The sequence below is a fragment of the Pedobacter folensis genome, from assembly GCF_056490665.1.
This window is the reverse complement of sequence record NZ_JBWJIF010000002.1, coordinates 744,275-756,588: the sequence shown is the minus strand read 5'-3', so window position 1 is coordinate 756,588 and position 12,314 is coordinate 744,275. Positions and strand designations below refer to the sequence as shown.

General features: G+C 35.5%; 9 protein-coding genes. 2 read left to right on the top strand and 7 right to left on the bottom strand.

What is annotated here, in order from left to right:
• Window position 1 precedes the first annotated feature (1 nt).
• Together rimP and AC04QZ_RS11865 are read right to left on the bottom strand one after the other, a co-directional pair.
• Entirely contained in the window at window positions 2-466 is a 465-nt protein-coding gene (gene rimP / locus AC04QZ_RS11870) for a ribosome assembly cofactor RimP (protein WP_086548733.1), read from the bottom strand.
• Window positions 467-587: 121 nt separating this feature from the next.
• Window positions 588-1,019 carry a hypothetical protein gene (locus tag AC04QZ_RS11865; RefSeq protein ID WP_478357932.1) on the bottom strand — a complete coding sequence of 144 codons (432 nt, stop codon included), beginning with the start codon at window positions 1,017-1,019 and terminating at the stop codon, window positions 588-590.
• Between the two features lie 18 nt (window positions 1,020-1,037).
• Between AC04QZ_RS11865 and AC04QZ_RS11860 the strand changes: the two genes are divergently transcribed.
• Entirely contained in the window at window positions 1,038-1,385 is a 348-nt protein-coding gene (locus AC04QZ_RS11860; protein WP_478357931.1) for a phage holin family protein, read from the top strand.
• A gap of 68 nt (window positions 1,386-1,453) precedes the next feature.
• On the opposite strand, the gene AC04QZ_RS11855 is transcribed toward AC04QZ_RS11860, so the two are convergent.
• The 5 genes from AC04QZ_RS11855 to AC04QZ_RS11835 all read right to left on the bottom strand — a co-directional run bounded on the left by AC04QZ_RS11855 (window position 1,454) and on the right by AC04QZ_RS11835 (window position 10,626).
• A complete protein-coding gene (locus tag AC04QZ_RS11855) occupies window positions 1,454-2,593 on the bottom strand; it encodes an acyl-CoA dehydrogenase (protein ID WP_478357930.1) in 1,140 nt (379 codons plus the stop codon).
• Window positions 2,594-2,691: 98 nt separating this feature from the next.
• The gene (locus tag AC04QZ_RS11850; RefSeq protein WP_478357929.1) at window positions 2,692-5,817 is read right to left on the bottom strand and encodes an OmpA family protein; all 3,126 of its coding nucleotides are present in this window, start codon (window positions 5,815-5,817) and stop codon (window positions 2,692-2,694) included.
• Between the two features lie 1,119 nt (window positions 5,818-6,936).
• Entirely contained in the window at window positions 6,937-7,923 is a 987-nt protein-coding gene (locus AC04QZ_RS11845) for an AAA family ATPase (protein ID WP_478357928.1), read from the bottom strand.
• Window positions 7,924-7,929: 6 nt separating this feature from the next.
• The gene (locus AC04QZ_RS11840; protein ID WP_478357927.1) at window positions 7,930-9,225 is read right to left on the bottom strand and encodes a toll/interleukin-1 receptor domain-containing protein; all 1,296 of its coding nucleotides are present in this window, start codon (window positions 9,223-9,225) and stop codon (window positions 7,930-7,932) included.
• 279 nt (window positions 9,226-9,504) lie between these two features.
• Entirely contained in the window at window positions 9,505-10,626 is a 1,122-nt protein-coding gene (locus AC04QZ_RS11835; protein WP_478357926.1) for a patatin-like phospholipase family protein, read from the bottom strand.
• A gap of 746 nt (window positions 10,627-11,372) precedes the next feature.
• Between AC04QZ_RS11835 and AC04QZ_RS11830 the strand changes: the two genes are divergently transcribed.
• On the top strand, window positions 11,373-12,233 hold the full coding sequence (locus tag AC04QZ_RS11830) for a helix-turn-helix domain-containing protein (protein WP_478357925.1): 861 nt from the start codon (window positions 11,373-11,375) through the stop codon (window positions 12,231-12,233).
• Window positions 12,234-12,314 lie beyond the last annotated feature (81 nt).

Below are 12,314 nucleotides of genomic sequence, written 5' to 3'. Positions count from 1 at the left end.
TTTACTTAAATGAAATTAACACACTTGTTTCTAATATATCATTAAACGGAATAGCTGTTTCAATTGCTACTGCCTTTTTCCCTTTTTCTTTAACCGATTCTTCAATCAGCAGGTTATTTTCTGTAACTGCAAGCAGTTTTCCTTCCTTTTTTAATCCTTCTTTCAGCTTAACGCTTACCGTACGGCCAATATTTTTATTGTATTGACGGATTAATTTTAAAGGTTCACCAACACCCGGTGAAGAAACTTCTAAATTATAAGCCTGTTCAATTGCGTTTTCTTCTTCAAGATGAAAACCAACATGCCTGCTTATGGCCACACAATCCTGAATGCTAATGCCTTCGTCGCCATCAACATGAATAATTAATTTATTGTTTGGCAACATTTTTACTTCAACCAAAAACAGTTCTGGCCGATCTGCTATTTTTTCCTCAACGAGGGCTGCAACTCTCTTTTCTACCTGCATATTTTAACCTGATTTCATAGAAAAAGGGGACACTGTCCCCTTCTCTTTTCTTCGATTACGATGCAAATGTAGTAATTTTTTAGAAAAAATCAAACACCTGCGCTAATTATTATGCTGATTATTACCGCTTAAGTGTTTGTCGCTGCGCTTTTAAGTTCTGCTTACCCTTCCCCATAATCAGATCGCCGGCAGTTGCAAATTTTATTCCGATGTAACTTTCAACCAGGTATTCTTTACCCTTAAGAAAAGGCTGATCGGGATTAAATACGAGCGAATCGCCAAGTACTTTAACCTTACCGGGCACTCCCAGCTCATCCTGAATACTGTCCAGATCGCCTGGTTTTATCAAAACAGAAACCAGATTAAGTGTATCTGCATTAGCCTGATAGGCATTTTTAACCTGTAACAGACTCGCCTCATCAATATTTTTAATTATTATTGATGAACTATCCTCAGAAAACTTAATTATTGGCCTGTTGTTTGTATTCGAACATGAAAGTGCAAATAGGGCAATAACAATTGCGGCCTGGTATTTAAAAAAGCATTTAAACATTTACAAAAATAAACAATTATGAGATTTATTATCGAAATCCTTTTAACAGGACTGGCGTTTTTTATAGGCGCAAGATTCTTAGTGCCCGGTGTACATATTGATAGCTATGGCAGTGCGATTATCGCCTCTGTTTTAATTGCCCTGGCCAACGCTACAATTGGCTTTATTTTAAGGTTACTAACCTTCCCCATTAATTTCCTTACCCTGGGTTTGGTTTCATTTATCATCACCGTTTTAATGGTATTATTGGTTGATAACATGATGACCTCTTTTAGTACTTCAGGCTTTATTTCTGCGGCATTTTTAGCAATTGTTGTAGCCCTGATTAAAGCGGTATTTAGCGCTGTAGCTGGAGAGAAAGAATAAGTCTGGAGTCCAGAGTCTATAGTCTTGAGTCGTATCAGACTAAGGACTACCGACTCTGGACTAATCGACTACCTTATCACTTCTCTTGAGATCACCATTTTCTGAATCTCAGAAGTTCCTTCGTAAATCTGGGTGATTTTAGCGTCGCGCATTAAGCGTTCTACGTGATATTCTTTCACAAAACCATAACCACCATGTACCTGTACCGCTTCGATGGTTACATCCATTGCCACTTTCGAGGCATACAGCTTGGCCATAGAACCCGCTTGTGTATAAGGCAAACCCTGGTCTTTTAACCAGGCGGCTTTATAAACCAATAACCTGGCGGCTTCAATCTGTGTAGCCATATCGGCCAGTTTAAAAGCGATGGCCTGATGTTCTGAAATTGGTTTCCCGAATGATTTACGTTCTTTGGCATACTGTGTGGCTAACTCGAAAGCACCCTGCGCAATACCTAAAGCCTGGGCCGCAATACCGATCCTTCCACCCTCCAAAGTTTTCATGGCAAATTTAAAACCGAAGCCATCTTCGCCAATCCTATTTTCTTTTGGTACTTTAACATCGTTAAACATTAAAGAATGGGTATCAGATCCGCGGATACCGAGTTTATTTTCTTTTGGTCCAACCGTAAAACCTTCCATTCCCTTTTCTACAATAAAAGCATTGATACCTTTATGCCTTAACTCAGGATGGGTTTGTGCAATAACCAGATAAGTTGATGCGGTACTTCCGTTGGTGATCCAGTTTTTTGTACCATTTAACAGATAATAATCACCTTTATCCTCAGCAGTGGTGCGTTGCGAGGTAGCATCAGATCCCGCTTCGGGCTCTGATAAACAAAAAGCCCCTATTTTTTCTCCAGCCGCCAATGGCTTTAAATATTTTTCTTTTTGAGCTTCGCTACCGTAGGCTTCTAATCCGTAGCAAACCAATGAGTTATTTACCGAAACTACTACTGAAGCAGAGGCATCTATTTTAGAAAGCTCTTCCATTACCAGCACATAAGAAATGGCATCGAGTCCGCTCCCGCTATATTTTTCGCTCACCATCATCCCCAAAAAACCAAGTTCTCCCAGTTTTTTTACCTGCTCGGCCGGAAATTTCTGATGTTCATCTCTTTCGATTACGCCAGGTTTTAGTTCTTGCTGCGCAAAATCGCGGGCAGCCTGCCGGATCATTAATTGTTCTTCACTTAATTCAAAATGCATAACATTTATGTATAAAAGGTTAGTAAATCAAATGTAGCATTTATGATCCGAATTACTATGGCTGCATAGTAATTTATTTTTACGAAGGTATATGATTGCTAGCGTTTAACTTGCGGTACCGTTTCATTGGTCTCTACAGTTGCATCAAAATAGGCAACTCCCGCCTTAATTGAAGTAATTATAATATATAACTTAGTGCCACAGGCTTCAAATAATAATGTTCGTTTATTAATCCCAGTAATCCTTCGATCTCCAGATATTGGCCCTGTGCATAAATCATTTCTTATTTCGTAATGGAAATTTACATTCAAGGCATTCGTTGTAGGTTCCGAGTTAAGGGTTAACGTAATATTATGTTTTAAAAGTGGGATGTTTTGATATTTGCGCCCAGTTATTTTATTTTTAAAGCCTAAATATGTATTTTCTATCTTATAGCTACTGTCTTTAGGTTGGGTTGATTCATTATTAATAGAAAGAGGTGAATCAACCGAACTAACTTTAGCCTGCTCTTCTTTAACAACAATAACAACCTTATTTCCACATTTTTCATCACTTCCGTTTATATCTTTACCATATCCCGCTGCATTAATCCTCTTAGTATCAACTCCTCCACTAACTAAAGAACTCTTAACACTATTTGCTAATGTTTCTGACAGTTTTAAATTGGCATCATTTGTAGATGCGATGTTGACAAATCCAGAGACACTAACAGTGGCTTTAGGTTGATCAAGTAATCTTTTCAATAAACTAGTCAGTAATCGAGTTCCTTCATCGTTTATTGAAAAAGCATTATTATCATTTTCATAATATATATTATAGTTATTACCTGAGAGAAAAGAACTACAGGCTTTTGGCTTTTTTAAGTCCTTCAGCCAAATTTTTATGATGTTTTTATTTCTTTCCGGCAGGCTCAATTGCAATTGATGAGTTGTCATGCTACCAAGTGTAGAATTTCTGACGATTTTCAATAATGCAGTTGCTTTATCTTTATTGCTCTCCTGATAAAATCTCACCTCATTGCCCCAATCGAATGCTCCCATTACATTTTGCTGAACGTAATAACCCACTGCTTCTAAATCTTTTTTCAATTTATCCGCAATCGCTTTTTGGTCAGCAGCATTATATTGTATCTGTACGGTATCAACAGTTCCTTTTATCCAAACCTCTATTTGATTATTCAAAGTAGCATTAACTTTTTCGATCTTAATATCCTGATGAAAAAAGATTGTGGCCTGCATTGCTACCATATCTGCTCTATCGGCATCATAATTAGCAGAATATCTTACTACGCTTACGTTCGTTTGCTCCCGGTCCAGATTAGGATTGACAAAATAATTTTCTTTTATCAACTTATCCTGGAAAATTTTCATGCTATCGCGCAACCGCTCGGGATAATAGCGGAGGTAAACTGCATGATTAATAGGGTCATCTCCAAAACAATCCGGTCTAAAAATTTGAAGATGATTTTGTAAACTGTCTATCTTAAAACTTCCGGTAACTGTACCTTTCTCTTTCGATATCAGTTTAAACTCTACCTGTTCTCCCTTTACCTTTTCAAAACCGGTTAAGTTAAGGGTATCGATCTTTGTTTTAGAGGTATCTACAGAAACAGCTGTATCGAGTAACACTGTTCCATTTTTGGACAGGACTAACCTTGAAGGATTAAGCTTTAAATAACAATCATTTTTATCTAATAGGATTTTCCAATTGTTCACAATATCAGTTGCAAATTCCGTTTTAACAAGTTGCGGCAAATCTGGCTTGGTAAACCCGATAAAAGCTCCCGAGAACAATAAAACACTTAAAAAAATTAGTGCCATTAGGAGGGCATTCCTTAATTTCTTTTTAACATTGTCATCTTTTGGCAGCACGACCTGGTTATTATAGTAGCGCAACAGTTTATCTCCATTATTTGAATCTGTTGGCAACAGATTACCCCAACTTTCGGTATTCTTTTTGGGATGAACACCCTGTAGGTAAATCTTTAATGGAATATCACCGATTTTCCCATTCTGGTAAAACTTTAAAAACTCCTTTTCTTCTTTTTGATATGCAGGATACTTTGATGGTTTATGGCTATATAAAACAAACTTATTTACAATAAGCTGCATTATTTTTTCGTTGTTTGCAAAAGACTCTTGGTCATTTTCAGAATCTTCTTCTAGTAACCTGATTAACTCCTCCCTCGTTTTAATTTCATTTTCAAGCGTTAGCTTTTTTAACAGCTCCAAACGGATTTTTGTAGGAAAAGCACCTTGCCGTACCCAATCAATCCTGCAGATTTTTAACAGGTTCTGGTACGTTACCAAACCATTATCCAAACAGTTACCTATGGCAACAATAACCTCCCAATTAATTTTGGGATAAACGGCAATTGCAGCAATCCATTGAAAAATCCGCTCATCATTTATATAGGCACTTAATTCTTCTATTTCTTCGAATTCGATAAATTTGGAAGAATAGGTTTGATATAAAGATGTGCCTATAATTTTCTGATTATATACCTCGTTAAGTAAAACCTCAAAAGCATTTAGCAAGCCTATATTATCAGCAGGCAATACATTAAAAAATGAAGCCAGAATTTTCTCGTTAAGCGACCAATCGGCTGCCGCAATAGGTGTAATAAGCAATCGACTAGACCAGTAAGAGAATTCATTTCTGACCGGAATATATACCTCAGGAAATTGATCATCCAAAAAGTTATACCCATCACCAAAAACAATCAACACAGATTGATAATGGCGGTTTTTCAAATAATTAATGCTTACTGTATCGTGAGCCTGCTTTTGGAAAAGGTTTAAGGGGCTTTTTATATAATAATACACATTCAATTCAACTTGGCTCCCGAGTAGCATAGAAGCCAAATATTGAAAAAGTTTTACCTGGGGACTGCCAACATAACTTTTATCAATTATGACAAGATAACTTCTTTGTATATTTTTATTTTGTAGAACCGGTGAGAATAAACCAAAATTTTGAATGGTTGCCTTACTTGTTTTTCTCAAATTTAAGATAAATACTTCCGATTCTATCTTTTTCCTTAAATCAAAAGCCAATTTTACAATTGCATCTTTACCACGGATAAATATATCCTTATTAAAAAACTGGATATCGACGGGCATTTTAGCGCCCAAAAAAGTCGGTAATTCAGTCGCCTCTAAATATTCTGGTTGTTTATTCGGAAAGATTTTTTCGTATAGCTTAAGTTGAGCATTTTCATACACCCTATATAAGAACGGTATAAAATAGCAAAGCGAAACACATAAAAACAGAATCCCAATTATCCAGAACAATGTATAAAACAGCGAGGTTAGCTCCTTAAATGTTAATGCCTTTAACTGATCTGTTTGTGTATTAATTATTGAAAACTTATCTAAATCCTTTACATCAATACTTTTTTGATTTAGGCCATGGGGGCAGATCTGATTTAAGTATTTTCCACCAATGAGATATGTTTTTGCAGAATCGAAATGGTATCGAAGTACATTGTTTTTGGTAATGGTATCACGGCCTCCGATAGTCCATTTAACGGATTTATACTGATCGTCTCCAGCTTTTAATGTAACCGTATCACCTTTATTAACAATTTTCTTACCCGAAAAACTTATTTCTGGTAGCGAATCGCAAATCAACAGACTGCTACTCTTTTTTATAACACCATTCGGGGTAGAAAACCAGACCTCGATTTTTTTGGTCCCTGGCTTCGCAAACCGGTATTCAATTACGTTTCTATTATTAAAGGTGGTATCCTGTAAATTCCAAGTAGTTTTTAAATCTGTAGAATCGAATTTAGGCTTAAATAGTTTTTCCACTAATGTTTGCCTGGCTGCAAATTGTTTGTCATTTAAGAAATTATCGGCAACCGAAATTTTTAACGGCATGCCAACCGTGTGATGATCAGAAATGGAATCAAGCTTAAAATCACCTGTGGATAAGCTTTCGGTTTTAAAAACCGGAGCAAATGTCAGAAATAGAAAGATAGCAATAAGTGTAGCAGAAATACCATAGTAAATAAATCGTTTTTTCTTTTTATATAGCCTTTCCTTCTCCAATTTTTGCTTTCTCGAAAAAAGTGCTTCATTTTCACTGAAAAAAGAATCGAATAAGGTATAAAAGTGCCTTTGTTCCTCGGCATTCCGGCATACTATTGCCGCCAAAGCAACTTTAATCTCATCCAGTGATTCTTTAACATCATCAACTCCCCGAAGTATTTGAGCAGCTACAACATAATCATCAATATCAATAGAAAATCCCTTACCCTTTAATGTAATGTAAAGGAACTCTTCTACAAGGGCAGGCGTAATGGTATATTGATTATGGATTGGCATTTTGATAGGTTACCCTCAAATAGTTAAATTCTTTGTCACCGGAAGTATATTTTTTAATTCATCCAAATCCCCTTTTTTCTTCAATAAGATCGAAAAGGAATTTTCACACTCAGTACGCCCCTTATCGAGCAGTTTATTTTCCTTTAAAAAATTAACCCAATCTATGCACTCGGATATAGAAGGTTTTTTCTCTACATTTTTTGCTTCTGATATTTTAATAAACCATGCTATCTTTTCATTAAAGCCATCTTCTTCTTTTTGAGACAATTCTTCAAGGCCAATGCTAAGTTTTTTTAATACTATTGTTTTAAGTTCTTTCTCATCCGGAAAATCTATATAATAAAATATACATCTCCTTAAAAATGCGTCAGGTAGATTTTTCTCGTCATTACTCGTTAAAATGACAACAATATTTTGTTTTTCTTCGTCGGTTAATTTAATTGATAAATTAATCTCTTTAATTGTGAATGATAGGTTTTCTATTTCATAAAGTAAATCGTTGGGAAAATCTCTGGGGGCCTTATCTATTTCATCAATTAAAACCACCGACTTTCGCCTTAATTCTTCTATTTTAAACTTTAATTGTGATTGCCTGATAATCCTATCCAATTCCCCCTCGTTATTTTCGGTCAGTCCTTTTGCACAAACAATAGCAAAACCTAAAGCTGTTAAAGTAATATAATCGGCAGCTGTTTTATTATTATCATCTATTGTTGAGCGGCTTATATTGGCATCCCTGAAATGCGAAACGGCATCATACTCATAAAATAGATCAGAAAAAATGGAGGTTGATTTGGTATTAAATTGTAAAACAGATTTATTGAAATTATTACTATCCTGATTAGCGAACCAGTGGGCAAATTGTGTTTTACCAACTCCAGGCTTACCAGCCAATAACAAAGGCCTACCCAATGAAATAGATATTTTTAATACCGCCGTTAGCGATTTGGATGGTTGGTAAGTGTTAATATCCTGAGCTTGTGTTAATTTTATAATTTTCATAATTATTTAATTAAAATCGTTTAACGCATCTTCTAATGCTTTTTCTATTTTCCCCAATCTTGCAGGTAAACTGATTTCTATCAGCTTTAAATTTTTTATCGCTTTTGCTTTTATTTTATCCTGGATTAAAACATCCTGATCGGTCAATTCGGTCCACCTATCAAGATGTTCTTCCGCTATCTCACCTAATACATTGCAATTCTTTAAGCCAAATTGCTTCTCCAGATAATTATACAGAGTAGTTTGTTTAGCATTCTGTTCCTCGCACCTAATTAGAAAATATAGAAATATACCGGTACAACTGGGATCGTTGTGATTGAAAAAAAGGTTCAATATTGTAAAGAAATCTGCTAGGTAACTGTCCTCGTAAAGGTGTTCTGAAGTAATCCGGAATGGGATTATCTGCCTGGATATTTTATTGAGCCTCAATAATTCATATAACCCATTAATGATCTCACGGCTATCTTTATAATCGCGGCTTACTGGATCAACCAGGCAAAACAGCCTTTTGATTTCTGCAATAAAATTTGCCAAAAGATGCTGCTCGTTATGATAGCTACTTAAAGCATATAGATCGATATAATCATCTTTGGTTGCACTCATAAGTGAGCTATTATTCCCCAAAGCCTCTTTATCCAATCTGTAATTAAAATATTGTGGCCGGTCGTATTTGTTGCCTTCGTAAAAAAAAATATTGCAATTCCTGATAGGCAAGCCATTAACCATATTTTTAAAACTTCCGAACTCCTTATCCCTGTTGATCTTGATTTTCAATAGATCTGGTGCAATTTTTGTGGTTACAATTTGGTTTGCATTTTTATCCCTAAATTGTAGTTTTATAGCATTGTATAATGTATTTGCGATAAGCTTTATCTGTGCACGGTTTTGTTTATCCAGTTTAAATTCCGATTCCTTCATCGGAAACCAAGGCCTATTATATAGGCTTATTGCCTGAAAGGCCCTAAGTGCCTCATAGTTATCACATTCAAATATTTTATCATGTAAAATAAAAAGATCTTCACGTCTAATTGCAACAGCAAATTCCCTATGTTTGATGTATTCTGATTGATGAAATTTCTCACTGATCAAAAACAGCACTACCTGTGCACTTTCAATTTCCCTTTTTATTTTTTCATCCCATTTATCGCCACTTTTTAAAAAGTAAGTATCTAAGGTAAGCTGGATATCAAATTCATTAAATTCCCTAACTATTTCATCAAATTCTGTCTTTAGTAAGTCAGGAATATATAATGTAGCATCTGTGTGCCCATAAGAAATGAATATTTTAATCGGATCGGGCATATTTTCAAACTAGACTTTAATGTCTCAATATTTTTTACAGATTTTAGCGATTTCAATATTCTGATCTGCGTCAGACAGCACATCGAGAGGCTCCGGGTGCTCGTTTGTACATCTTTATAAACTTTTGGCAAAACAGTCTCTAATTGTCATCAGCCGTTATAATAAGGGAACTATATACATTGCAATATTTTTAATGTATTAGCTACTCAATGTAAGTAAATGATTAAATAGTTGCCAGATTGATTAACTGCTAGAGTCTTACAAACGCTCAGTTGAAAATCAAAAATGTTCCTTTAAAACTTTCGAAGCGGCAGCGCATCCAATTTCATAAAGTAATTCCCTGTTTTTGGCATTACTCATTTCAATTAAACTTATAACATCTGTTTCACTAAAATTTTTTGCCATTCCTAAGCCATTCAAATCATTTTCTGTAATGGGGAGATTGTATCTCAGGTATTTTAACAATGGTTTTCCACTAATATAATCATCTTTTAACATACCTATTTCGCGATCAATTGAATGCGCCGTAGCCGAATTAGACAACCATTGTAATATAAGCTGATTTTGCCAACTTGCATCCTGCATCAGCATATCGGGTACATTCTGCGCCCAGGTTTTCATCCAGGCTTCTTCTATTTCGCCAGTTTGTTTTTTGAAAATATTATAGCCTGTGCCCACCGATATGATGGTTAATTTATCCTCTGCCATTTCCCAACCAAAGGGAAAACCTTTAAGTGTTGCCACCATCAACAGCGTTAGTGCAGGATTATTGGCCATGCTTACACCTCCATCTACAAAAGCAGCCCTATCTCCATCACCAACATCAACCATTTGTGGGGCAAAATAAGTTGGCGCAGCACTACTGGCCCTAACAGCTTGCCAAAGTGGTATATTTTTATTTTTATAAAAATATTTTCCCCCTGGATGATTGATTAATGGCCACACACTGTTGGTATCTGCTCTTTTGGCAACAATGCACAATCCGGTCTTAATCCGATCACTTTCCATTGTAATATTTCCAAATGCACTTTTTAGACTTTCTTCGAGTGCCCTGTAATCATAGGAAGCTTTTAAGAATTTCCAGGTTTCCAAAGGATTCCAAAAGCTATGCTTTTGCCCAAAGATTTTACCCCCCAAATCCATATACAAATCCTTGATCTCATCTACAGATTTTCCAATTGCTAAAGCAGCGGCAATAATAGAACCCGTTGAAGTACCCCCAATTAGATCAAAATAATCGCAAAGTAATAAATTTTCATCTTGCTCTTTTTCTCTGAGAACAGTTTCTATTTTTTTTAAATAACCTAATGTTAGTGCCCCTCTTATACCTCCTCCGTCCAGTGATAAAATTCTTTTGGGACCATTTTTAGGGTCAATGTGTTGAGAGAGTGTTCTTTTCATAATATGGTCGGTTAATTATTTCGCAATATTTTCTTCCTAAATCACTTCTGCTTTTTTATATGATTGGCCAGAATATTGGCGGTTCATTGAAACAGAATCATAAATTGATGCAATCGTTTTTATTGATACCATACAGAAATAACATGTGGCAATGAAAAAACCTACTTACACCTTATTCACCTAAAATTTAAAAATAAAAGCTTGTCATTGTACCTTAACCAAATTATATTTCATACAATGTGGTACAGATTAGATTAAAACTGGGGAGTAAAAAATATTGACATGAGAGGCTAACATATAAAAATCTGTATTACAAGCGTTTAATTAAAGATATAAACTTTAAACTTAATTCACAAGTAACTTCAACATTAATCAGCACTAAGCATACATTAAAAAAATTACGCCCTAAATGTTAAAAACTGGCAGCGAGGCTACTACCAAAACTTTTACCCGCTCAAAACATCCGCGAGCTATAAAAGTATTGATTATCATATATTTGGCATTAGCATAATGATTGTTATTTTTGCTAAATGAACCTAGGGCAGCAAATATTATTTTTCTTTAGTGCCCTTGGCGCATTTAATGGTTTTATCATTAGTACGTATCTGTTATTTTTCAAAAAATCCCGGTCTGCTGCTTATTTTTTTCTTGGGCTTTTGCTTGTGTCCCTTTGCCTAAAGATCAGCAAGTCTCTTCTTTTTTATTTCTATCCGGCCTTACCTGGCATTTATATCCAAACAGGCATTTTGGGAAGTTCATTGGTTGGCCCCTCGCTTTTTTATTTTATTAAATCGGCATTGGGACAAGGCTCGAAATTTAATGTCATATGGAAAGGGACATATCTTTTTTGGATCTTAGCAATTTTAATCACAAGTATCATTGCACCGTATGACAGCAATCCTGATGTATGGGAAAATTATATCGGAAGAATAATTTCTATACAATTTACCGTTTATATTGTATTTTCTGCCTGGCTGCTCAGGACTGTTTTTACCAAAGTTTTCAGCAAAGGCGGCAAGATTGCTACAACAGAGACACTATTACTATCTGTATTTATTGGAAATATAATAGTTCCGGCGGCATTTAAGCTTTCTATCTTTTCATTTTTTAACGGCCCTTGCATTAGTGGAGCCTTATTTTTCTCCACCGTTCTTTACCTAAACACTTTTTTGTTTATTAGCAGGAGGAAAACCAGCAATCTTTTTTTGGGCGATCAGGATTTGGTTCGTTATGCAAACAAGAAGATTAGCGAAGAGCAGGCTATAACGCTAACAGAAAGACTGCAGAAGATTACTTTAGAAGAGGAACTTTATAAGAATCCAGACCTTAAATTAAATGATTTAGCCAAAAAAATTAACATTTCGGGTCACCAGCTTTCGCAATTGCTCAATGACAATTTAGGCAAAAGTTTTGCCGCTTACATCAATGAATTTAGAATAAACGAAGCCTGCGAACTGATTGTTAACGACAGAGGCATTAAGCTCGAAGCAATTGGATATGAGGTGGGCTTTAACTCTAAATCTACTTTTTATACCGCTTTTAAAAAACATAAACAAACCACCCCGATGCACTATAAGGAACAACTATTAGTTGTTTCATCAAACTAAATCTGGTCTCGTTTTATAATTCCGAACGCCCAAATCTGAGATTCAAAACCCCTTCGCTATCCTTCTCTTCTAGTTTTGGAG

Excerpts from the sequence above, each read along its gene's own strand:
- AC04QZ_RS11845 (WP_478357928.1), bottom strand. The coding sequence starts at position 7,923 with ATGAAAATTATAAAATTAACACAAGCTCAGGATATTAACACTTACCAA.
- AC04QZ_RS11835 (WP_478357926.1), bottom strand. The coding sequence starts at position 10,626 with ATGAAAAGAACACTCTCTCAACACATTGACCCTAAAAATGGTCCCAAA.
- AC04QZ_RS11840 (WP_478357927.1), bottom strand. The coding sequence starts at position 9,225 with ATGCCCGATCCGATTAAAATATTCATTTCTTATGGGCACACAGATGCT.
- AC04QZ_RS11865 (WP_478357932.1), bottom strand. The coding sequence starts at position 1,019 with ATGTTTAAATGCTTTTTTAAATACCAGGCCGCAATTGTTATTGCCCTA.
- rimP (WP_086548733.1), bottom strand. The coding sequence starts at position 466 with ATGCAGGTAGAAAAGAGAGTTGCAGCCCTCGTTGAGGAAAAAATAGCA.
- AC04QZ_RS11860 (WP_478357931.1), top strand. The coding sequence starts at position 1,038 with ATGAGATTTATTATCGAAATCCTTTTAACAGGACTGGCGTTTTTTATA.
- AC04QZ_RS11855 (WP_478357930.1), bottom strand. The coding sequence starts at position 2,593 with ATGCATTTTGAATTAAGTGAAGAACAATTAATGATCCGGCAGGCTGCC.